The sequence below is a fragment of the Pseudomonas sp. SDO55104_S430 genome (genome assembly GCF_054070595.1).
In genome coordinates this window covers 22,594-43,256 of record NZ_JBSVXG010000020.1, presented here as the reverse complement: position 1 = coordinate 43,256, position 20,663 = coordinate 22,594, and the positions used below count along the sequence as shown (strand labels likewise).

The following is a 20,663-nucleotide window of genomic DNA, read 5'->3' as shown; positions in this document are numbered from 1 at the left end:
TGCAGCGCCCTGCCGCGCGGCTTCAGGTGAGCGGCCACACTGAGGAAGGTCGAGAGATCAGCCGCTGAAGCAGTTTCTCATTGGTGAATTCTTCTCACAAAGCCATGCAAAATTATTGGGATTATCACATCAGTAATGGAGTTTTAAAGTTGCGTCAACTCATCAAGAAGGCCCGGCAATAACGCTCGGGTCGCTGACAGGAGGAGTTGATATGCGTACTTGGCTCATTACTGGCGCTTCCCGTGGTTTTGGCACTCTGATCGCAGAACACGCTCTGCGTGCCGGCGACGCGGTGATTGCAACGGCTCGCAAACCTGAAGAGGTCATCGCCAAACTCGGCGATAATCCAAACCTGCTGGCGGTGCGTCTGGACGTGACCCGCGAGGAGGAAGCCCATAAGGCGGTGGCGGAAGGCATCAAGCGTTTCGGTCGCATCGATGTGCTGATCAACAATGCCGGCTTCGGCGTGCTGGGAGCGGTGGAAGAGACCAGCGCCAGCGAGACCGAGCGACTGTTCGCCACCAACGTCTTCGGCGTGCTCAACGTGACCCGCGCGGTGCTGCCGCACATGCGTCGCCAGCGGTCCGGGCATGTGATCAACATCTCGTCCATCGGCGGCTACCAGGCCTACATGGGGTGGGGTGTGTACGGTTCGACCAAGTTTGCGGTGGAAGGCATCACCGAGGCGCTGCATCAGGAACTGGCGCCACTGGGCATCCACGCCACGGTGGTGGAACCGGGCTTCTTCCGCACCGACTTCCTCGACGAGCAATCGCTGGTGAAGACCGCGCTGGAACTGGCGGACTATGACGAGACGGTGGGCGCGATGCGCAAGCATGCCGAAGCCGCCAACCACGCTCAGCCGGGTGACCCGGTGAAGTTCGCCGAAGCCATGCTGGCGCTGGTCAATGCCCCGAAACCGCCGCAGCGTCTGGCGCTGGGTAGTGACACCATCGCGAGGATTGAGGCGAAAAACCGCTTCGTCGCCGAGGAGTTGGCGCAGTGGAATGAGTTGGCGCTGTCGACTGATTTCAAAGGCTGATCATAGACCCCACAAAAATCCGGAGCCCCGCAAAGGGCTCCGGATTTTTTTCGTTTACTGCGCCCGATCCACTGTAGGAGCGAGCTTGCTCGCGATGGCCGCAAGACCGCCGCGGGGTGTCAGGCTTCCCGCGTCATCGTTGACCACCATCGCTAGCATGCTAGCTCCTACAGTGGATTGTTGTCGTACACAGGTTTTGTGTTCACAACAGACCCACTGTAGGAGCGAGCATGCTCGCGATGCACTCAAGACCACCGCGGGGTATCAGGCTTCCCGTGTCATCGTTGACCACCATTCGCGGGCAAGCCTCGCTCCCACAGGTTTTGCGTCGTAAAGGGTTTTTGTGTTCGCAACAGATCCACTGTAGGAGCCGAGCTTGCTCGCGATGCACTCAAGACCACCGCGGGTCATCAGGCATCCAGCGTCATCGTTGACGACCATCGCGAGCAGGCTCGCTCCCACAAAATCGGCTGATATCAGCGGCATTCCAGGCAGAAGTAGGGCATGACTTCGGAGCTGGCGTCGTAGCCGTTGCTGCCGTCGGCATAATGATATTGCTGCAGACGGTCGGAACCGCCTTCCGCCACGCGGGTGCCGCGCATGGAGTTGTAGCCGGCGGCGACGTTGTTTTGCTTGAGACGGTCGGAACCGTCCGATGCCAGTTGACGTTCGCGCAGACGATCCGCACCGCCTTCGGCCAGTTGACGTTCTTTCAGGCGATCAGCTCCACCTTCAGCCAATTGACGTTCACGCAGACGATCAGCACCGCCTTCAGCCAGCTGACGTTCTTTCAGACGATCAGCCCCACCCTCAGCCAACTGCCTGCCTACAGTGGTATCCGCACCACTTTCAGCCGCGTTGTGCACCGCCGTATCGGCACCGGCGGTTCCGGCGCCCGCTTCAGCGGCATGAGCATTGGCTACAAAAAATCCAAGGGTTGAAACGAGGGCGATTCCTAATGCAAGACGTGGGGTGTTCATCATGTTCACCTAGTGAGTCACGGGAGTGTTCAAGCAACAGTCGGGCAGGCGTGAATGCCGGCTGTCGCCGCCCTGACATTCGAAGCCTGCATCTTGATTGCCTGCACAAAACCCGTCACTCATGCATAGGTTGTCCCGCGCAGCACCCAGGTATTAACCGTCCATACAAAGGTATGGCGCCGGTCAGTTGGCCGGCAGCACGGGTGGTTTGTTCTGGTCCTTGAGCAGAAAGACCACGAACTTGGCCGGCTTGTCCTTGCTGGCGTTGCGGCCGACGGTGTGGATGTCCTCGGGACCTTCGTGGAAGCTTTGTCCCGGCGTCAGGGTGTATTCCTTGCCGCCCTTGACCCCCATGACGATGGTCCCTTCCAGCACATACACGAAGCCGTGGGCATCGTGCCGGTGAACCGGATCGGCGCCGCCCGGTGGGTACTCGACGGTGAGGATCATCACTTCCTTGCCGGGATAGTCGGGCAGCGCCGTGACCGACACCTCCTTGACATCCGGGTGCGGTGCTTCGGCAGCCAGGGCTGGCGTGGTGGTGAATGACAGCGCAAACAGGGCGAGAAAAACGCGAGTTTTCATGGGACGCTCCTGATCAGAGAGGAGGGGGCCGTGAAGGGCGAGGCCCTAGGCGCCGGTACTCTTGAGCCATTGTTCGAAATGAGTCTTGCCGAGGATCGGGTCATCCCCCGGCGTCAGCGACTGGTCGTTGATGATCGCGCCGTAGTAACCGGCGCTGTCGTCGGTGACCACCTGGCGTTGATCCCCGGTGTGTTGCAGATACGTCCGGGCAAATGCCACCAGTGGCTTTTTGTCGGGGCCGGCCAGTTCGACGATGTTGTCGGTGGGGGGCGACACGGCAATTTTCGCCAGCGCCGCAGCAACATCCGCCGAGGCAATCGGTTGCAGCGCTGCCGAGGTCAGGCGCGCGGTGTCGCCTTGCATGCTGTATTGGACAATCGCGCCGATGAACTCGAAAAACTGCGTGGCGCGCACAATGGTGAAGGGCACCGTGGAGCTTTCGATCAACTCTTCCTGAATCATCTTCGCGCGGAAATATCCGCTTTCCAGCATGCGGTCGGTGCCCACCACCGACAGCGCGACGTGATGGCTGACGCCGGCAGCCTTCTCGGCGGCGGCGAGATTGCGTCCGGATTTCTGGAAAAACTCAAGCACCGCGGCGTCTTCGAAGGAAGGGGAGTTGGCGACGTCCACCACCACCTCGGCTCCTTCCAAGGCGGCCTGCAAACCTTCGCCGGTGACGGCGTTTACTCCGGATCTGGGCGAGGCCGACACGACGTCGTGACCGCCTTCACGCAACAGCTTGCACAACTGGGTTCCGATCAGGCCTGTGCCGCCGATGACGACAATTTTCATGAGTGTCCCTCTTTACGCAGGTGTGCGGTGGCTGGCTTTTGCCACGCACTGGATGAGTCGGCGCGCCTTGCGCAAACGGCGCTCTGATAGGCCAGTCTAGGCCGGTGCCGGTTGGGCGTGCGCTGGCGGGATGGACGGTCGGATATTGCATGACGCGTCGGAAAAGCTTCGGCAGGGCGGTCAGGTCATGATCAAATGGCGGCCATTTTTTTGCCGCAGGCCCTGCCTGATCTGGAGTAGTCGATGAACAAAGCGGCCATGATGACCTTCGTCCTGTGTTTGGGCGCGGGCCTGTTCGCGGCGAACGCGAATGCCGAGGGCGATGTCGAGGCGGGCGGGAAACTGTTCAAGCGGTTCTGCAGCGGCTGCCATCAGATCGGCGATTCGGCGCGGGCCTTTTTCGGTCCGCAGCTCAACGGCATCGTCGGGCGTCCTGCGGCGAACACCACGGACTATCAGTATTCCGATGCGATGAAGTCATCGGGCATCGTCTGGACCCGGGAGAAATTGGCGGCGTACATCGAAGCGCCGAAGACGCTGGTGCCGGGGACGCGGATGATTTTCTGGGGGATGAGCGATCCGGAAAAGATCGAGGATCTGCTGGCGTATTTGCAGACCTTCCCGGCGCCGTAAACCTGTGGGAGCGAGGCTTGCCCGCGAAAGCGGTGGGTCAGACAAGAAGATGTTGGCGGGCCTGACGCCTTCGCGGGCAAGCCTCGCTCCTACAGTTCGGCAGATGATTTTGGGTGTCGGTGAGGCCGTCTTCGCGAGCAAGCCCGCTCCCACAGTTGATCGGTGTCGGGCGCATCATTTGAGTACACCTGGGACCCAATGTGGGAGCGGGCTTGCCCGCGATGGCGATAGCAGCCTCACCACCTTTGCGACCTTAGCGCCGCAACCCCGCACAATGATCCTTCTCCGGCTGCGCCGCCGTAAACCACACATAATCCGCACTTTGCGCCGTCACCGTCCTGCCCACCTCGGCCAGGATCAGCACCGCATTCCCCTGACCAGCCCCAAGATCCTCAAGGTGCAGCGGCACCCCCAGATCCTTGCGCACATGGAACGCCCCGGCCAGCAACACCGCCGGCGTCGGCGCCGCCAACAGGCGCTCGGCCATGCGTCGGTCGCGCTGCTGTTGCACGGCAAGCATCGCCGGCATCTGCTTCTCCGGAAGCAAGCCGCAATGAGACTCGCGAATGTCATCGAGCAGGGTCGCCTGAACCTTCTCGGTGGTGGAGGCCTTGCCCGTCAGCGTAGGACGCTGCTTGTAGATCTGCATGATCTGCGCACGATCCAGGTTGGCCGACAGCAGCGGGTAAGGCTGACGCAGGGCATAGGTGACCAACGCGCCATAGACGCCCCAGTCCCAATTGGCTTGCCAGGACAGCGCCTGATACGGATCGGCCGGCGGATCACCGGCGCGGGTCGCCGTCTGCACCGCATCCACTTTGGCCTGTTGATCGGGGTTGAGCATTTCCATCAGCAGGCTGCCTTGCGGGCGTTGGTTCGCCAGCTCGCGCAGCAGCCACAGTTGCAGGGCATGGTGATCAGGATTGTCGTGTTGCTCGCCCACCAGCACCCGTGGTGCAGCGGCCAGGCGTTCGACCAGTTCCTGTGGCGTCAGGGTACGCCCGGTGGCCAGTTCGCGGATCACGCCAAGGTCACTGTGGGCGCGGCCCTCCGGTGCGATGGCCGCAGGTGGTGGTGCGACGAAATGGGATTGGCAGGCAGCCAAAAGGCTCAACAGACATAACAGCAGAATGCGCATCGGTTTTCCTTGTCAGAGGGTGGCCCCCTGCCGCGTCACGGCGGGAGAGGGCGAGTTTCAGCGCGCGATAATCAGCGGGTGGCCGCGTTCCGGATGGCGATGGATCAGCACTTGCAGTCCGTACACCGCTTCCAGCGCCTGGGCGGTCAGTACCTCGTCCGGCGGGCCGTAAGCGTGGGGGCGACCGTCCTGCAACAGTAGCAACTGATCGCAGTAGCGCGCGGCCAGATTGAGATCGTGCAGGATCACCAGGACCGCCGCGCCGCGTCCGGCGAAATCGCGCACCGCTTGCAAAATGGTGTGCTGATGCAACGGGTCGAGCATCGAGGTCGGCTCATCGAGCAGCAGGGTCTGCCCCTCGGCGCCCGGCCACAGCTGCGCCAGTACCCGCGCCAGGTGTACGCGCTGACGTTCGCCTCCGGACAGCGCCAGATAACTGCGCCCGGCCAGGTGCAGGGCATCGGCGGCACGCAGCGCCTCGGCGACGATTTCGGCATCGCGCACACGACCGCTGGCATGGGGCAAGCGTCCCATGCCGACCACTTCATTGACCGAGAACGCGAAGTTCAGACTCGAACTCTGGGGCAGCACCGCCAGACGTTTGGCTCGCTCCTGACCGGGCCAGTCGGCGAGGTTGCGCTGGTCGAGGCTGACGCTGCCGGCGCTGGCGGGCAACTCGTCGCTCAAGGCGGCGAGCAGGGTACTTTTCCCGGCGCCGTTGGGACCCAGGACCCCGAGCACTTGCCCCGCATGCAACTGGATATCGATGTCCGCCAGTACCGTGCGGTTACCGCGCCGGACCAGCAAGTTGTTGGCTTGCAGCATCAGGTGCGCCCCCGTACCAGCAAATAGAGGAAGAAGGGTGCGCCAATCAGCGCGGTGACGATGCCGATCGGCAATTCGGCGGGCGCCAGCAGCAGGCGGGCGATCAGGTCGGCCAGCAGCAACAGACTGGCACCGGCAAGCAGGGACGCCGGCAGCAGCACTCGGTGATCAGGCCCCACCAGCAGTCGCATCAGATGCGGCACGATCAGACCGATGAAACCGATCAGCCCCGCCGCGGCCACCGCCGCACCGACGCCAAGCGCCGTGCACAGCACCAACTCCAACTTGATCCGCTCGACATTGAAGCCCAAGTGCCGGGCTTCGGATTCACCCAGCAGCATCGCATTGAGCGCCGCCGCGCGACGCGGCAACCACAACGCCACACCGATCGCCACGATCAGCAACGGCCACAACCGCGGGTAACTGGCGCCATTGAGGCTGCCCAGGTTCCAGAAGGTCAGGGTACGCAGGGTGGCGTCGTCTGCCAGGTAAGTGAACAGACCAACCCCGGCGCCGGCCATGGCGGTCATCGCTACACCTGCAAGGAGCATGGTGGCGACGTTGGTCTGGCCGTTGCTGCGGCCGAAGCGATACACCACCGCGGTGACGATCAGGCCGCCGGCGAAGGCGCACAAAGACAGCAGATAAGGTTCGAAGACCGGCGACAAACCGCCGAGCAGACTGCCGCCGACAATGGCGATGGCCGCGCCCAGCGCCGCGCCACCGGCAACCCCGACCAGCCCGGGATCGGCCAGCGGATTGCGAAACAACCCCTGCATGGCCACGCCGGACAACGCCAGCACCGAACCGACCGCGATGCCGAGCAGGCTACGCGGCAGGCGGATCTGACCAAGGATCAGTTCCGCCTGTTGCGTGTCGCCGCCGTTGACCGGCAATCCGAGCAGACGCAGGCCGGCGAGCAAGGTGTCACTCAGTGGCAGACTGACAGGGCCCAGAGCCAGGGACAGCCAGAACACCAGCAGCAGTAACAGCCCGAGAGTAATCAGCATCGGCCGCGGCCGGACGATGGCCGTCATGAGACAAGCGCCGAACCGGCGAGGGCCGGCAGAGAGTTCATTCGCATCAGGGGATTTTCCGTGGTCGGTCAGACGGCTACCAAACCGTCACAGCCGCAGATAATGCCACCTGGCCACGGTGGGGGCGAGTCTTGTTGAGAGATGTTCGCGTCTGCAAGGCCGCCATCGCGGGCAAGCCCGCTCCCACAAGGACTTGCGCCCTATACAAAATCAGCGAACACCGCAAAGCAACTGTGGGAGCGGGCTTGCTCGCGAAAGCGGTGGATCAGACACATACATAGTGACTGACACACTGCCTTCGCGAGCAAGCCCGCTCCCACATTGGATCTGTGTTTGCTCAGGGATTTGTGTTTATTGGCCGATCAGCGCCAACGCCCGGGAAACGCCCGCGCCGTAGAACGGATCGGCCAGGGTGCAATGGTTGATGTGCCGCTGCTGCACTTCCTGAGACACCCCACTCAACGAGCGCGCAGTGTTATCGAACAGGGCCTGTTTCTCCGCGTCCGTCATCAGGCGGAACAGGTTACCCGGTTGTTCGAAGTGATCTTCGTCCACACGATGGTCCCAATGGCCGGCGGCGCCAGCGATATTCAGTGGCGGCTCGCGGAAGTCCGGCTGATCTGCCCAGTCACCCTGGCTGTTGGGCACGTAGGCCAGTTGACCGCCGTGGTTGCCGTCTACGCGCATGGCGCCGTCGCGGTGGAAGCTGTGCACCGGGCAACGCGGGGCGTTGACCGGGATCTGGTGATGGTTGACCCCCAGGCGATAACGCGCCGCGTCACCGTAGGAAAACAGCCGCGCCTGCAGCATCCGGTCCGGCGAGAAACCGATGCCGGGCACCACGTGGGACGGCGAAAATGCCGCCTGCTCGACTTCGGCGAACACGTTCTGCGGATTGCGGTTGAGTTCGAAGTAACCCACTTCGATCAACGGGTAATCGTGGTGCGACCAGACCTTGGTCAGGTCGAACGGATTGACCTCGTGCTCGTGGGCCTGCTCTTCGGTCATGACTTGAATGAAGAAGGTCCAACGCGGGAAGTTGCCGTTTTCGATGCTGTCGAACAGATCCCGCTGATGACTTTCCCGGTCCTGGCCGATCAGCTGCGCCGACTGCGCGTCGCTCAGGTTCTCGATGCCCTGTTGCGACTTGAAAGTGAACTTGACCCAGTGCCGCTCGTTGTTGGCGTTGATCAGGCTGAAGGTGTGGCTGCCGAAACCGTGCATGTGCCGATAGGTGCGCGGAATGCCGCGTTCGCTCATGACGATGGTCACCTGGTGCAGGGCTTCGGGCAGCGAGGTCCAGAAATCCCAGTTGCTCTGCGCGCTGCGCATGCCGGTGCGCGGGTCGCGCTTGACCGCATGGTTGAGGTCCGGGAAACGCAGCGGATCGCGGAAGAAGAATACCGGGGTGTTGTTGCCCACCAGGTCCCAGTTGCCTTGCTCGGTATAGAACTTCAGGGCAAAACCACGGATATCGCGCTCGGCATCTGCGGCACCGCGCTCGCCGGCCACGGTAGAGAAACGGGTGAAGATCGGCGTCTGCTTGCCCACTTCCGAGAACAGGCGGGCCTTGGTGTAGCGCGTCACGTCATGGGTCACGGTGAAGGTGCCATAGGCTCCGGATCCCTTGGCGTGCATGCGGCGCTCTGGAATCACTTCGCGATCGAAGTGCGCAAGTTTTTCCAGCAGCCAGACATCTTGCAGCAGGGCAGGGCCGCGAGGGCCGGCGGTCTGGATATTGAAGTTATCGGCGACCGGTGCGCCGTTGATTGAAGTCAGTTTGTCTTTTGCCATGGCACGGTTGTTCCAGGTTGAGGTTTTAGTTGTATTAAAAGAGGGAATTGATGCAACTAACAAAGCGCGATTTGTTTGTTAAACAGCGATCAAGTCCTGCGCTCGAGAATCGTTTCGATGCAGTCCAGCAGCGCCCGTGCATCGAAGGGTTTGGCGAAGTAGCCTTCGGGTGTTCGTACACTGGCGCTGAACTTCGGCGGCAAGCCTGACTTTCCGGTTATGAACAGTGTTGGAATATGGGTGTTCCTCGCGGCCAGCGCCTCGTACATCTCCACACCGCCCATTCCGGGCATCTGGATATCCGAAATCAGACAGTCGGTCTGTGCAGGATCACTGGATTGAAGGAAGGCATAGGCACTGTTGTAGGTATTTACTGTGTAACCGTAAGAGCGCAATAAACTGTCCAGTGAGACAAGAATTAGTTCGTCATCATCAACAACAGAAATAACAGGTGCGTTGAACATGTAAAGACCTTGCGTCATTGCGTGTGGCACTAAGTGGCGCCCGCCATACTTGCAAGATACGCGCTCAAAAAAAGCGGAAAAGTATACGTGCGTATGTTTGGTTGTTTTTTTAGCGGGCGCTGCGATGGGATATCGATATCAACAAGCGAAATGAAATGCTTCAGGAGTGCTCGTGGGTCAGGTGGTCTTCGATCAGGGTGAGAAAGTGGCCGTTGTGCCGGATGCAGTCTTCGAACAGGCGCCGACTGGCCGGGTCCTTGCGATCGATGGCGCATTCGCAGTAATCACGCAGCAGGGCGTCGACCGCCCGCAGCCGCCGGGCACTGCGGGCGATGCCTGTCAGGCAGTCGGCAAAGCACGCCGGCTCAAGAATGTCATTGATCTGGTAGAGCGCCTCGGTCTCGGCGTGACCACCAAGGTCGCCGATTGCCGAGGCGAGAAAGTCGACGTAAAGGGTATTGGCGCGCACCAGGCGATTGAACAATTGCTGCACCGGCAGGAAGCTCAGGTTTTTCAGCTTCTGCTGGCTGCGTTTGAGTTGCGCCAGCAGCGTCAGTGCGGTGCCCAGGGTGTCGGTCAGCGCCTCGATGATTTCCACGCGTTCGGCGGTCGACAAGGAGGTGTGCGCACCATAACGGCTGATGCGTAACGGATGACTGACGATGTACAGCCCTTTCAATGCGTTCATGAAAACCGTCCCCAGACCGGCGCCGCGGCGCGATGAGTTGATTCATTCCAGGCCTCCAGCGTAAGTCTGTACGCGCGCGAGAACACTCCTACTTCGGGACGGCAGGCTAGTACATGGGTTAAGGCTCCTCATACCGGGGTATGAGTGGCTAGCACTGAGGTAGAAGTGCCCCGCGCAAAATGGCGTCATACAGTGCAGGGACAATCGGCGCTTGCGGAGAAATCACTCATGTTCACCTTCCTGCAGGCTCATCCGTTGATCTGCGGGGTCATCCTGATCCTGATCGATCTCGCACTCTGGCAAATGGTCGGCCCCTCGCGGCACAACCTGCGCCTGTGCGTGCGCATCGTGGTTTTCGTGGCCTTCAGCGCGGTCATGAGCGCCGCCGGCATCAGTCCCCTGCAACCGCCGTTGTGGCCGGACGACCCCGTGCTCAACCTGATGGGCACCGTGCTGGGGATCGGCTGGTGGATCTTCGCCGCCCGGACCCTGACCATCATCCTCGGCTATGGGCTGATGTCCCGCGCCGGGCACAGCGCGCGTTTGCTCCATGACCTGATGGGCGCGGTGATCTTCCTGATCGCCATCGTGGCCGCCGCGGCGTATGTGCTGCAGTTGCCGGTCAAGGGCTTGCTGGCGACCTCCGGGGCGATGGCGATCATTGTCGGTCTGGCGCTGCAGAGCACCTTGAGTGATGTCTTTTCCGGGATCGTGCTCAACACCACCAAGCCCTACCAGCTCAATGACCGGATCTCCATCGACGGCACCCAGGGCAAGGTCGTGGAGATCGACTGGCGTACCACGCACCTGATGACGGACATGGGCGGCATCGCGGTGGTGCCCAATTCGGTGGCGGCGAAAGCGCGGATCATCAATTTCAGCCGGCCGGGGGATGTCAACGGCATCAGCGTGATCATCGCCGTACCCGCCAGCGTGCGCCCGCGTCGGGCGATCGATGCCCTGGAGAAAACCCTGCGCGGCACCCGGGCCTTGTTGCAAACGCATTCGGCCAAAGTCTCGGTGAAAAGCTCGCATCTGGAGTACACCGAATACGAGCTCAAGGGGTTTATCGCCTCGGCCAAGCACAAGAATGAGGTGTGCAATCTGATGTTCGACCTCGCCCACAGGCACCTCGAAGCTGCCGGTGTCAGCTGGGGTTTCGGCCAGGAAGAACAGCTGTGGAACCGTCAGCGCCGGTTGCTGGAGGACGTGCGGATCTTCCGCTCGCTGAGCAACGACGAACGCGATCACCTGGCCAGGGAAATGACGCCGGTGGACTACCAGGCCGACGAGGTCATCCTGGCCTTCGGCGAGGTTGCCGAGTGCCTGATGATCATCAGTACCGGGGTGGTGTCGGTGGCGATCCACGACGATGAAAAACTGGTGGAAGCCGGGCGCATGGGGCCGGGCGAGGTGCTGGGCGAGGAGGGGATTCTTGCCGACAAACCGTCGCGAGGCGAGTTTCGCAGCATCACCAGCGGCCGCTTGTTCCGCATCGAAAAGCACGTGTTCGGCAACCAGCTCGAACACCTGGGCGACCTGAAAAGCGCCCTGAGCCACCTGCAGGATCAACGCCAGGAAATCCGAGAAAACCTGGTGATGCAAAAGCCGGCAGAGATCAAGCGCAGCAGCTTGTTTCAGTGGCTCCTGCAACGCCGGTAAACACAATTCCTGTAGGAGCGAGCACGCTCGCGATGGTCGTTAACGATGACGCGGGCTGTCTGGTTTCCCGTGGTGTCTGGTCGTCCATCGCGAGCAAGCTCGGCTCCTACAGGTCAGGTGTACTGCGATTGCAGCAACGTCCCCCACTTGTCCTGGTTATCCGGCCGGCGGTAGTACACCACCATGCGCCGGGCCACTTGCATCGATATATCTCGCCCCGCATCGGCCTCGACCAGCGCCAAGGCCAGGTCGATACCGGCACTCACGCCGGCCGAAGTCCAGATCGATCCCTGTCGGACGAATATGGCTTCGCGATCAAGTTCCACCTGGGGATACTGCCGCTCGAACAGATCCGCCACCAGCCAGTGGGTCGCCACGCGCAGGCCGTCGAGCAGGCCGGCGGCCGCCAGCAGGAAGGTGCCGCTGCACACCGACACCGTGCGGCGGGATCTGGAAGAAGCGCAGCGCAATGCCTGCACCAGCGCGTTGTGATTGCCCAGGGTCTGGCGAATGGTCGGCGTGCCGGGCACCAGCAGGGTATCGATCGCAACACCGGCCAACTGATCCAGGCGTTCGGTATCCACCACCAGACCCTCGGCGGTCTGTACCGGCCCGCCATCCAGGCTCGCGGTGCGCAAGGTATAACCCGGCAAACCGCTTTCGGTCAGGATATGGTTGGCCGCATAGAACACCGTCTGCGCCCCGGTCAGATCCAGCAGACCCATTTTCGGGTAGGCAAAAAACACGACGCTGCGCGATAGCTGCGGATCGCTGCCGGTGCTTGCAGGGTTTTCGGTCCTTTCATGGATAGACACTCTTTGCTTTCCTCGTGTGATTTCACATAGCGAAACAGCATTGGAGAAGGATCATTTGTGATCGCCGGGGACCGTCAGCGGAATTGCAAACATGAATTGCGTACCGCCGCCCACGGTGCTGGCGACCCAGATTCGGCCGCCATGGAATTCGATGATCGAACGGCAGATCGCCAATCCCATGCCCAGACCGTTCTGTTTGGTGGTGAAGAACGGATCGAACAGGGTGGCGAGGATGTCCTGCGCGATGCCGGTGCCGCAGTCGGCGACTTCCAGCACCGCTTCGTTGTCCTGCACCGAGGTGCTGATGCGCAGGGAGCGCGGTCGGTCGTGGATCTCGGCCATGGCCTGGCAGGCGTTGACGATCAGATTGATGATCACCTGCTGCAACTGAACCCGGTCGGCGTTCACACAGGCGCTCTGCGCCCGGGCCTCTACGGACAGGCGCACCTGATGGCTGGAAATCTCATGCTGCATCAGGTTCAGCGAGTCGCTGACGATGTCATCGAACACTTCAATGTTGCGCTGCACATCGCTCTGTCTCGAGAGCGCGCGGATGCAGGCGATGACTTCCGAAGCCCGGCAGGAGTTCTGAATGATCCGGTCCAGCGAGCGGCGTGCTTCATCCAGGTTCGGCTCGGGGCGGTTGATCCAGCGTTTGCAGGACTCGCCGCTGGTGATCACCGCCGCCAGCGGCTGATTGATTTCGTGGGCAATGGAGGCGGCCAGTTCGCCCATGGAAGTGACGCGGGTGACGTGGGCCAGTTTCGCCTGGGAATGAAACAGCGCTTCCTCGGCCTGGCGGGACGCGGTGACGTCCCTCACGGCACCGACGTACTCGACACGCCCGTCATGGTTGAACAGCGGATTGGCGATCATGTGCACGTACTTGATGCGGCCGTCGGGCATCCGCAGGCGATGCTCCGCTTCCAGGTGTTTTTCCTGACGCGCCGCGCGCTGCAACACGCCGTCGACCACGGCCAGATCGTCGGGGTGGGTGCGGTCCTTGATCAGGGCAACGGTCGGCGTGACCTCTGGTGGATACTCGAAAATGCGCGCCGACTCGGCTGACCAGGAGATGGTTTCATCCTTGTCGATCATGAAACCGATGCTGCCGGTGTGACTGAGTTTCTGGGCGCCCATGAAGAACGCTTCCTTGCGCCGCAGGTTTTCCGAGGAGCGTTTGCTGCGCAGCGCCAGCAGGGTGATGGTGGTCAGCGCGACGAGACAGCGCACATACGCGGAGATCTGCTTTTCGTCGCGATAACCGCCATCGGCGATAAAACTGAAGGTCAGGAACGCGATGGAGGTGATGGCGACGGTGACGAAGACGGGGATGGAAAAAATATTGGCCGACATGAACACCAGGGTGATGTAGAGCAGCGTCGGCACGACGTCGGCGTCCAGGGTGGTGTTGATAATGAAGATCATGCTGCCGACCGCGATGGCGGCTAACCAGGCCATGGCATCCGATAAAAAAAGTCGCTTGCAGCGTTTGATGATAGACATTTGTTCTTCCGGGTTTTTGCTATCTAACGGCAACTCGCGCGGCACTCGTGATGCCGGGCAAACTCTTCATGAGGTTTTTTCTGCTGGTGTTCAGTGGTTCCAGGGGTGGGGTTGGTTGACGCTAAAGAAAAAACGCCCGCCAGAAAAACGAGTGGCGGGCGCTTGGGAAATGTCCCGACCAGCAAGGAGTAGGCTGAGCGGGATTGGGTGTTCAAACCCGATGCATCAATCGGGTGAAACAACAATCGGGTGAAGCTTCAATCATCGGGCGAAGCCGTGCAGATGAGCGGCTGCCTCTCTTCGCAGACGATTGAATGACTGCAAACGCATGACATAGCCGATCTTGATGGCGGTCGGACCAAGGATTGTCATGGCATGGGCGGCGATCAGGCCGGGCAACGACAGATACCGGTCCAGGCCGTACGCCAGGATGGCCCCGACGATCAGCGCAACCAGCCCGCCGATCAACAGGACGTTGGACAACTTCAAGACCCGAAAGGGACGTTCAAAAAATTCATACATGTCGATCTCCTTTCCAGCGTCGTGCGTTGAATCGCGGTGGACGGGGTTGCCCGTAAATCATCCGGACAACCCCGGGCCCATCAGGCCACCGGAATCAGCGGATCGGCCGCGGCCAGTGCAGCGGCGCGATCGGCTGCCGGCGGGTAGATCCACACGGAGTTGATCTGCTGCTTGAGTTCCTTGGCTTCCTGTTTGACCAGCTTGACCTGGCGATCCCAGCCTTCGGTGAACACCGCGCCCCAGGCGCCGAGGTCCAGGCAGGTCACGTACTTGGGTTGGCTGTAGGCCATCGGGTCTACGCCCAGGAGATCGGCGGCGACGTTGTTGCCGGCGTAGCGGCCCAGGGCGATGGCGTGCTGGCACGACATGGCGGCGAAGTTGCCCAGATCGTCGGTGGCGGCGTAGGCGGTGTCACCGGTGGCGTAGATATCGGCGTGGCCACGTACTTTCAGGTTCGGATCGACATGCAGGCGGCCCTGATGGTCACGGGTGCCTTGCACTTGCTCGGTCAGCGGGCTGGCGCGGAAACCCACGGTCCAGATCACGGTGGCGGCTTCGATGCGCTGGCCGTCGGCGAGGGTGACGCCACCGGCATCCACCGAGGCGACAGTGGCGCCGACGATCCATTCGATGCCCAGGTGCTCCGAGGCTTCGACGATGGAAGGACGAATGCCATCGCCCAGGGAGCCGGCGATTTGTGTGCCACGGTCGACGATGATTACCCGCACATCGGCGTTCTCACCCAGCACGGCACGCAGGCGCGCCGGCATTTCGGTCGCGGTTTCGATACCGGTGAAGCCGCCGCCGGCGACTACCACGGTGTTGCGCGCGGCACTGGCTGGCTGGTCTTTCAGGGCGTTGATGTGGGTTTCCAGTTCGGCGGCCGATTCGATGGTGTCGACGTCGAACGCGTACTCGAGCATGCCTTCGACCGGAGGGCGCATCAGGTGGCTACCGGCGGCCAGGACCAGGCGGTCATAGCTCAGCTGACCCTGCTCGCCGGAGGCTTTGACATAGCCGACCTGCTTGTTTTTCTCGTCGATCCGCTCGGCCGAGCCCTGGACGAATTTGATGCCCACGGCGTCGAACAGATCGTTGAGCGGCGCCATCATGGTGTGCACGTTCGGCTCGTAGAAGCGCGGACGAATGCGCAATTCTGCCTGAGGAGCCAGAACGGTGATTTCGACGTCGTTGCGATCGTGCTGGTCCAGCAGACGGGCAGCGCTCAATGCGCTCCAGACACCACCGAAACCTGCACCAATAATCAAAATCTGCTGTTTCATTGTTTTAGCTCCTGAAGAACGATCGAGGGCGAAAAAGGGTGTTGCGATAAAAGCTCGACACGGTTGGCTTGTCGTCGCGTGGTACTTGAAACAGGCGAGACAGACAGTGTCGGGCTTCGATGTGGAGTAGATGTTATTCCACGGATTGGCCTATGACACTTCTACGTAGGGACATCCGGGGTATGAGTAGGTATTAGCGGGTTATACCAAGGTGTTAGTTGCCGGCAGTGGCTGGGGTTAGTTGCCTCAATCAAGTGCAGTCTCGATGCACGCGAGCAACTTTTCGGTGGAAAAGGGTTTGGGGAAAAACGCCAGCGGCGCCCTGGCGTTCGCGCCAGGCGCGCGCTGTGCATCGGGGTTCCCGGTGATGAAAATGACGGGAATATGAATGCCCTTGGCTGCCAGATCCTCGTACATCTGAATGCCGTCCATGTCCGGCATTTGTATGTCCGAGATCAAACAGGCGCTATGGGTCGGGCCGTCGGAGAAGATGAACTCGTGAGCACCGCAATAGGTGCGCACTTTATATCCGCTGGAGCGCAAAAGACTGTCCAGAGCCATTCTTACGGATTCATCGTTATCGACGACGGAAATGATCGCTTCATTGCGCATAGTTGTGTCCTGCCTTGTAGCGGAGAGCACTTAAAGGCTGTCCGCCATCGCTGCAAGATACGCTGTCCTGAAAAGGCGCAAAGTATACGTGGGTATAGTCACCGGACAGTTGGCGGGGCCCCGATCACCTCGGCCATGCGCACCAGGTCGGCAAACGAGCGTGCGCCCATTTTGCGCATGGCCTGGCCGCGATGGATTTTCACGGTGATTTCGCTGAGGCCGATTTCGCCGGCGATCTGCTTGTTCATCAGCCCCGAAGCCGCCAGGGCCATGACGGTCTGTTCCCGTGCGGTGAGGGACTGGTGGCGACCACGCAAGTCTTCGGCATGGCGCTCGGATTCGCGGCGCTGCTTGTCGCGATTATGCGCGGCGCACACGGCATCGATCAGGTCCTGCTCGCGAAAGGGCTTGGTGAGGAAATCCACCGCCCCGGCTTTCATCGCCCGCACGGTCATGGCGATGTCGCCATAGCCGGTTATGAACACGATGGGCACGTTGATCCCGGCGGCGGCCAGTTCGTTCTGAAAGTCCAGGCCGCTGCTGCCTTGCAGTCTCACGTCCAGCACCAGGCAACTGACCGTGTCGGTGCGTGTGTACTTCATGAACTCGGCGACCGAGCCGAACAACTCCACCCGCAAACCGATGGAGCGCAACAGACTGCCGAGGGATTCACGCAGGGGCGCATCGTCATCCACGACGAAAACCATGGATTCACCCGGCGTGATTTTGTTGAAAGGGTGTTGTTCGTTCATTACTGGTTCCCAAGGGGTTGGACGTGCAACCGCCCTGCGCTGTGGTCCTTGTGCAGGGCGCTACATTAAGTGCATGCGGGGGCTCGAGGCATTCATACCTGCGGATGGCGGTACAACGCGTTGGTATGGCTGCGTCATACCAAGGTATTAGATGGCTGCGGCAAAGCCCGAATCGTTGACGACGCGGATCGGCAGGGCGAACAGAAATGCGCTGCCTTGACCTGGGGCGCTGGTGGCCCAGATCCGCCCTTCGTGGAAGTCGATGATCGAGCGACAGATCGACAATCCCATGCCCAGGCCGTTTTCCTTGGTGGTGAAAAACGGCATGAACAGATGCGGTAAAACATCGGCGGGGATGCCCGGGCCGCGATCGGCGACTTCCAGCACGATCTCGTTGTCCTTGACCCAACTGCGGATTTTCAGGGCGCGCGCGTCAGGCTCTACCGCGTCCATGGCCTGGCAGGCATTGATGATCAGGTTGATGATCACCTGCTGCAGTTGCACGCGATCGGCATTGACCTGATTACCGAACGCGCTCAACTCGATGAGCGGATTGATCTTGTGGTGGGCCAGTTCGTAGCGCACCAGGCTGACGGTTTCGTGGACGATCTCGTTGAGCGATTCGTTCTGGCGCAGCGGGTCGGATTTGCGCGACAGCGCCCTGACGCGCCGGGTGATCTCGCTGGCGCGGTTGGAGCTGCTGATGATCCGCTCCAGCGACTGGCGAGCTTCCACCAGATCCGGCTGCGCACGGCTGAGCCAGTTGCGGCAGGCTTCGCCACTGCTGGTGATGGCCGCCAGCGGCTGATTGACTTCATGGGCGATGGACGCCGCCAGTTCTCCCAGGGAGGTGACGCGGGACACGTGGGCCAGTTGGGTCTGGGCGCGGCACAGCGCTTCTTCGGCCTGCTTGCTGGCGGTGACGTCGCGCAGCGCGCCGAGGTAGTCGATGTAGCCCAGGTGGGTATGGAGCGGGGTGGCGGTCATGTGCACATGCTTGATGCGGCCATCGGGCATCAACAGACGATGCTTGACCTCGATCAGGGGCTCGCGGCGCGCGGCCTTCTCGAACGCCATTTGCACCAACGCCACATCCGCAGGATGGGTTCGCGCCAGGATCATCGACAGCGTCGGCATGACGCCCACCGGGTATTCATAGATCCGCGCCGACTGATCCGACCAGGACAGCTGCTCGCGACCGCTGCGAAAGCCCATGCAGCCGGTCTGGCTCAGTTGCTGTGAACCGGAATAGTAGGTCACTCGATGCTGCAGGCCATCGCTGGTTTTCTTGCAGCGCAGCGCCAGCAGGGTGACCACCGCCAGCAGGCTCAGGTCGCGGAAAAAGTCCGCGGTGGAATCCCAGCTTTGGAAACCGTCGTGGTAGATGAACAGCGACGTCAGCATCGACATGCCGAACAACGCGGCCACGATCACCACGCCGAGGGAGAACAGGTTGATCGCCATCAACAGCACCGCGATGCACAGGATTGCAGTGGGGAAATCGGCGCGGGTTTCGGTATTGATGAAGATCGCGCAGACCACGATCAGTCCCATCAGCCAGGTCAGTAGGTTCTCGACGGGTTTGAGGCCTGTCGCAATCTGGGTGCGGGTCGTCCTTGGGCCTGGGTTGGACAGCATCTTGCTGAAGATCTCTTTCAAGGAGGAAGGCGTGCGGCGCTCTCGCGCGGGTTTTTTCGCTTTCGAATCGATCATGCGCGCCTCGTCTTTTGTTCGGGCTGGGCGGAAATCGCATCGCCATGCTAGGAGCAACGGTTCTCATTTGGTTAGGACAAAAAACCCGAAATTCCTGCCACCCGGTGTACGTAACCCCTTGATTTCACAACACGGTCCTTTAGCAGCTGCCGAGCCCGCGAGGCTGCGTCCGAGGACGCAGTCGTCGCATTACTTGCGCACGCGGTCTTCCTGAAATGACAGCAGCGCGCGGTTTTGCGACTGCTGCGCAGTCGGACGCAGCCTCGCAGGCTCGGCAGCTGCTACAAGGGTTGATGTATACGCGGGTATTAGCGTGCACACCCATCGCATGATCCCGTTGTCCCCATGTACGACAGACGTTTGGTGCCCGTGGCCATAACCTGTACAGGACCCTTCCCGAACTCCATGGCCGCGTGCCGGGTAGCGAATCTCATGAACAGAAATGACCTGCGTCGTGCCGACATCAACCTGCTGGTGGTTTTCGAAACGATGATGCATGAGCGAAACGTCAGCCGCGTCGGCGAAAAACTATTCCTCGGGCAACCCACAATCAGTGGTGCCCTGGGCCGTCTGCGGGTGCTGTTCGATGACCCGTTGTTCATCCGTTGCGGGCGGGCCATGGAGCCGACCCTTCGGGCCGAGGAAATCTTCGCCAACCTTTCGCCGGCGCTGGACGGCATCGCTGCCGCGTTGAGCCGCTGCCAGTCGTTCGATCCGCTGACCAGCGAGGCGACCTTTCATGTCGGGCTTTCCGATGACGTCGAATACGCGCTGTTGCCGCGGCTGTTGCGGCAATTGCGCCTCGAAGCGCCGAACATCAGCCTGATCGTGCGGCGTGTCGACCAGCAGCAAATGACCCAGAGGCTGGTCAATGGCGACATCTCCATGGGCATCAGCCACACCCTCGACCTGCCGGCCAATGCACGGCGCAAGACCCTGCGGGCGATCAGGCCGATGCTGCTGCGGGCCGACAGTCGACCAGGAACACTGGGGCTGGAGGAGTTTTGCCGACGCCCCCATGCGGTGGTGTCGTCCATGGGCAGCGCCACCGACGATACCGATCAGGCCCTGAGCCTGTTGGGCCGGCAGCGCAAGGTGGTGTTGACGGTGCCGCAGTTCAGCGCCTTGCCGATGTTGCTGGCGCAAAGCGATCTGCTGGTGATCGTGCCGGATTACGTGGCCAAGGCGATGGCGGCGGTGGGAGGCGTGCGGGCTGAAGCGGCACCGCTGTCATTGCCGGTGCAGGAGCTGTCGATGGTCTGGCGCGCGGCGGCGCACAACGATCCGGGCGAACGCTGGTTGCGGTCACGGTGCAGTGCCTTTCTCAGTGAGCCGGTCGAGTTGCAGGTGGTGCCGAAAACCCGACCGGTTCTGCACAACGATCAGGCCTTGCTGGCGGCCAGGTAAGCACCGAGGCGCTTGCCCATTTCCTCGCCGAGGGCCTGCAAACCGCTCATGGGGCGGACCATCACTTCGAAATCGACGATCTTGCCCTGTTCATTGAAACGGATCATGTCGATGCCTTTGAGCTGCTTTCCGCTGACTGTGGCGCTGAATTCGAGGATCACATTCAGGCCATCGGCGGTCGCCAGTTCTCTGTGGTAGGTGAAGTCTTCGAACACCTTGCACACAGTGTTGAGAATCATCGAAACCACCGGAGCGCCCGGATAGGGGGTGTGTGCCATCGGTGAGCGGAACACCGCTTTTTCATCCAGCAGACCGGGCAGGTCCTTGAGATCGCCGCTGCGGATCATCGCGTGCCAGAGGCTCAAGGTCTCGGCGGCCTTGGGATGCAGTTGCAGTTCAGACATGGTCAA

22 protein-coding genes are annotated in these 20,663 nt (G+C 61.2%); 5 read left to right on the top strand and 17 right to left on the bottom strand.

Annotated elements, in window-relative coordinates:
- Positions 1–211: 211 nt before the first annotated feature.
- Entirely contained in the window at positions 212–1,042 is an 831-nt protein-coding gene (locus tag ACW9JE_RS06565) for an oxidoreductase (RefSeq protein WP_457432275.1), read from the top strand.
- Between the two features lie 476 nt (positions 1,043–1,518).
- Here the strand turns inward: ACW9JE_RS06565 and ACW9JE_RS06560 are convergent, their stop codons facing one another.
- From ACW9JE_RS06560 to ACW9JE_RS06550, 3 genes are all read right to left on the bottom strand, one after another.
- Positions 1,519–2,022, bottom strand: a complete 504-nt coding sequence (locus tag ACW9JE_RS06560; protein ID WP_457432274.1) for a phage infection protein — start codon at positions 2,020–2,022, stop codon at positions 1,519–1,521.
- A 183-nt stretch (positions 2,023–2,205) separates the two neighbouring features.
- Positions 2,206–2,607, bottom strand: coding sequence for a cupin domain-containing protein (locus ACW9JE_RS06555; protein WP_175380152.1), 402 nt, complete (start codon positions 2,605–2,607; stop codon positions 2,206–2,208).
- Positions 2,608–2,652: 45 nt separating this feature from the next.
- On the bottom strand, positions 2,653–3,402 hold the full coding sequence (locus ACW9JE_RS06550; RefSeq protein ID WP_457432273.1) for an SDR family oxidoreductase: 750 nt from the start codon (positions 3,400–3,402) through the stop codon (positions 2,653–2,655).
- Positions 3,403–3,645: 243 nt separating this feature from the next.
- On the opposite strand from ACW9JE_RS06550, the gene ACW9JE_RS06545 reads away from it, so the two are divergent.
- Entirely contained in the window at positions 3,646–4,035 is a 390-nt protein-coding gene (locus tag ACW9JE_RS06545) for a c-type cytochrome (RefSeq protein WP_224533219.1), read from the top strand.
- Positions 4,036–4,288: 253 nt separating this feature from the next.
- Here the strand turns inward: ACW9JE_RS06545 and ACW9JE_RS06540 are convergent, their stop codons facing one another.
- The 6 genes from ACW9JE_RS06540 to ACW9JE_RS06515 all read right to left on the bottom strand — a co-directional run bounded on the left by ACW9JE_RS06540 (position 4,289) and on the right by ACW9JE_RS06515 (position 9,981).
- On the bottom strand, positions 4,289–5,173 hold the full coding sequence (locus ACW9JE_RS06540; protein ID WP_457432272.1) for a ChaN family lipoprotein: 885 nt from the start codon (positions 5,171–5,173) through the stop codon (positions 4,289–4,291).
- A 57-nt stretch (positions 5,174–5,230) separates the two neighbouring features.
- On the bottom strand, positions 5,231–5,998 hold the full coding sequence (locus tag ACW9JE_RS06535; protein ID WP_224533221.1) for a heme ABC transporter ATP-binding protein: 768 nt from the start codon (positions 5,996–5,998) through the stop codon (positions 5,231–5,233).
- Positions 5,998–6,981, bottom strand: coding sequence for a FecCD family ABC transporter permease (locus ACW9JE_RS06530; RefSeq protein ID WP_457432283.1), 984 nt, complete (start codon positions 6,979–6,981; stop codon positions 5,998–6,000). The genes ACW9JE_RS06535 and ACW9JE_RS06530 overlap by 1 nt, the downstream gene beginning before the upstream one ends.
- A 405-nt stretch (positions 6,982–7,386) precedes the next feature.
- A complete protein-coding gene (locus ACW9JE_RS06525; RefSeq protein ID WP_457432271.1) occupies positions 7,387–8,829 on the bottom strand; it encodes a catalase in 1,443 nt (480 codons plus the stop codon).
- An 89-nt stretch (positions 8,830–8,918) separates the two neighbouring features.
- The gene (locus ACW9JE_RS06520) at positions 8,919–9,293 is read right to left on the bottom strand and encodes a response regulator transcription factor (protein ID WP_457432270.1); all 375 of its coding nucleotides are present in this window, start codon (positions 9,291–9,293) and stop codon (positions 8,919–8,921) included.
- A 160-nt stretch (positions 9,294–9,453) separates the two neighbouring features.
- Entirely contained in the window at positions 9,454–9,981 is a 528-nt protein-coding gene (locus tag ACW9JE_RS06515; protein ID WP_224533224.1) for a ferritin-like domain-containing protein, read from the bottom strand.
- Between the two features lie 228 nt (positions 9,982–10,209).
- Between ACW9JE_RS06515 and ACW9JE_RS06510 the strand changes: the two genes are divergently transcribed.
- Positions 10,210–11,643: a mechanosensitive ion channel family protein gene (locus ACW9JE_RS06510; protein ID WP_224533225.1), complete on the top strand. Its 1,434-nt coding sequence runs from the start codon at positions 10,210–10,212 to the stop codon at positions 11,641–11,643.
- A gap of 113 nt (positions 11,644–11,756) precedes the next feature.
- Here the strand turns inward: ACW9JE_RS06510 and ACW9JE_RS06505 are convergent, their stop codons facing one another.
- Together ACW9JE_RS06505 and ACW9JE_RS06500 are read right to left on the bottom strand one after the other, a co-directional pair.
- On the bottom strand, positions 11,757–12,458 hold the full coding sequence (locus ACW9JE_RS06505; RefSeq protein ID WP_457432269.1) for an AraC family transcriptional regulator: 702 nt from the start codon (positions 12,456–12,458) through the stop codon (positions 11,757–11,759).
- Between the two features lie 51 nt (positions 12,459–12,509).
- Positions 12,510–13,886, bottom strand: a complete 1,377-nt coding sequence (locus tag ACW9JE_RS06500) for a sensor histidine kinase (protein ID WP_457432268.1) — start codon at positions 13,884–13,886, stop codon at positions 12,510–12,512.
- Between ACW9JE_RS06500 and ACW9JE_RS06495 the strand changes: the two genes are divergently transcribed.
- Positions 13,876–14,217 carry a hypothetical protein gene (locus ACW9JE_RS06495; protein ID WP_224533228.1) on the top strand — a complete coding sequence of 114 codons (342 nt, stop codon included), beginning with the start codon at positions 13,876–13,878 and terminating at the stop codon, positions 14,215–14,217. The two genes, ACW9JE_RS06500 and ACW9JE_RS06495, sit on opposite strands and share 11 nt — an antisense overlap.
- An 8-nt stretch (positions 14,218–14,225) precedes the next feature.
- Here ACW9JE_RS06495 and ACW9JE_RS06490 read toward each other — a convergent pair whose 3' ends face one another.
- The 5 genes from ACW9JE_RS06490 to ACW9JE_RS06470 form a co-directional block, all read right to left on the bottom strand.
- The gene (locus tag ACW9JE_RS06490; RefSeq protein ID WP_224533229.1) at positions 14,226–14,486 is read right to left on the bottom strand and encodes a transmembrane sensor/regulator PpyR; all 261 of its coding nucleotides are present in this window, start codon (positions 14,484–14,486) and stop codon (positions 14,226–14,228) included.
- Between the two features lie 80 nt (positions 14,487–14,566).
- Positions 14,567–15,769, bottom strand: coding sequence for an NAD(P)/FAD-dependent oxidoreductase (locus tag ACW9JE_RS06485; RefSeq protein WP_457432267.1), 1,203 nt, complete (start codon positions 15,767–15,769; stop codon positions 14,567–14,569).
- A gap of 246 nt (positions 15,770–16,015) precedes the next feature.
- Complete coding sequence (locus tag ACW9JE_RS06480; protein ID WP_224533231.1) at positions 16,016–16,381, bottom strand: response regulator transcription factor; 366 nt, start codon at positions 16,379–16,381, stop codon at positions 16,016–16,018.
- Positions 16,382–16,479: 98 nt separating this feature from the next.
- Entirely contained in the window at positions 16,480–17,133 is a 654-nt protein-coding gene (locus ACW9JE_RS06475) for a response regulator transcription factor (protein WP_457432266.1), read from the bottom strand.
- A gap of 147 nt (positions 17,134–17,280) precedes the next feature.
- The gene (locus ACW9JE_RS06470; RefSeq protein ID WP_224533233.1) at positions 17,281–18,846 is read right to left on the bottom strand and encodes a sensor histidine kinase; all 1,566 of its coding nucleotides are present in this window, start codon (positions 18,844–18,846) and stop codon (positions 17,281–17,283) included.
- A gap of 432 nt (positions 18,847–19,278) precedes the next feature.
- On the opposite strand from ACW9JE_RS06470, the gene ACW9JE_RS06465 reads away from it, so the two are divergent.
- Entirely contained in the window at positions 19,279–20,253 is a 975-nt protein-coding gene (locus ACW9JE_RS06465) for a LysR family transcriptional regulator (protein ID WP_224533234.1), read from the top strand.
- Here ACW9JE_RS06465 and ACW9JE_RS06460 read toward each other — a convergent pair.
- Positions 20,229–20,657: a nuclear transport factor 2 family protein gene (locus tag ACW9JE_RS06460; protein ID WP_224533235.1), complete on the bottom strand. Its 429-nt coding sequence runs from the start codon at positions 20,655–20,657 to the stop codon at positions 20,229–20,231. The genes ACW9JE_RS06465 and ACW9JE_RS06460 overlap by 25 nt on opposite strands.
- Positions 20,658–20,663: the final 6 nt, after the last annotated feature.

Excerpts from the sequence above, each read along its gene's own strand:
- ACW9JE_RS06520 (WP_457432270.1), bottom strand. The coding sequence starts at position 9,293 with ATGTTCAACGCACCTGTTATTTCTGTTGTTGATGATGACGAACTAATT.
- ACW9JE_RS06535 (WP_224533221.1), bottom strand. The coding sequence starts at position 5,998 with ATGCTGCAAGCCAACAACTTGCTGGTCCGGCGCGGTAACCGCACGGTA.
- ACW9JE_RS06510 (WP_224533225.1), top strand. The coding sequence starts at position 10,210 with ATGTTCACCTTCCTGCAGGCTCATCCGTTGATCTGCGGGGTCATCCTG.
- ACW9JE_RS06470 (WP_224533233.1), bottom strand. The coding sequence starts at position 18,846 with ATGATCGATTCGAAAGCGAAAAAACCCGCGCGAGAGCGCCGCACGCCT.
- ACW9JE_RS06565 (WP_457432275.1), top strand. The coding sequence starts at position 212 with ATGCGTACTTGGCTCATTACTGGCGCTTCCCGTGGTTTTGGCACTCTG.
- ACW9JE_RS06480 (WP_224533231.1), bottom strand. The coding sequence starts at position 16,381 with ATGCGCAATGAAGCGATCATTTCCGTCGTCGATAACGATGAATCCGTA.
- ACW9JE_RS06540 (WP_457432272.1), bottom strand. The coding sequence starts at position 5,173 with ATGCGCATTCTGCTGTTATGTCTGTTGAGCCTTTTGGCTGCCTGCCAA.
- ACW9JE_RS06500 (WP_457432268.1), bottom strand. The coding sequence starts at position 13,886 with ATGATCTTCATTATCAACACCACCCTGGACGCCGACGTCGTGCCGACG.
- ACW9JE_RS06545 (WP_224533219.1), top strand. The coding sequence starts at position 3,646 with ATGAACAAAGCGGCCATGATGACCTTCGTCCTGTGTTTGGGCGCGGGC.
- ACW9JE_RS06485 (WP_457432267.1), bottom strand. The coding sequence starts at position 15,769 with ATGAAACAGCAGATTTTGATTATTGGTGCAGGTTTCGGTGGTGTCTGG.
- ACW9JE_RS06490 (WP_224533229.1), bottom strand. The coding sequence starts at position 14,486 with ATGTATGAATTTTTTGAACGTCCCTTTCGGGTCTTGAAGTTGTCCAAC.
- ACW9JE_RS06525 (WP_457432271.1), bottom strand. The coding sequence starts at position 8,829 with ATGGCAAAAGACAAACTGACTTCAATCAACGGCGCACCGGTCGCCGAT.
- ACW9JE_RS06475 (WP_457432266.1), bottom strand. The coding sequence starts at position 17,133 with ATGAACGAACAACACCCTTTCAACAAAATCACGCCGGGTGAATCCATG.
- ACW9JE_RS06555 (WP_175380152.1), bottom strand. The coding sequence starts at position 2,607 with ATGAAAACTCGCGTTTTTCTCGCCCTGTTTGCGCTGTCATTCACCACC.
- ACW9JE_RS06460 (WP_224533235.1), bottom strand. The coding sequence starts at position 20,657 with ATGTCTGAACTGCAACTGCATCCCAAGGCCGCCGAGACCTTGAGCCTC.
- ACW9JE_RS06465 (WP_224533234.1), top strand. The coding sequence starts at position 19,279 with ATGAACAGAAATGACCTGCGTCGTGCCGACATCAACCTGCTGGTGGTT.
- ACW9JE_RS06560 (WP_457432274.1), bottom strand. The coding sequence starts at position 2,022 with ATGAACACCCCACGTCTTGCATTAGGAATCGCCCTCGTTTCAACCCTT.
- ACW9JE_RS06515 (WP_224533224.1), bottom strand. The coding sequence starts at position 9,981 with ATGAACGCATTGAAAGGGCTGTACATCGTCAGTCATCCGTTACGCATC.
- ACW9JE_RS06550 (WP_457432273.1), bottom strand. The coding sequence starts at position 3,402 with ATGAAAATTGTCGTCATCGGCGGCACAGGCCTGATCGGAACCCAGTTG.
- ACW9JE_RS06495 (WP_224533228.1), top strand. The coding sequence starts at position 13,876 with ATGAAGATCATGCTGCCGACCGCGATGGCGGCTAACCAGGCCATGGCA.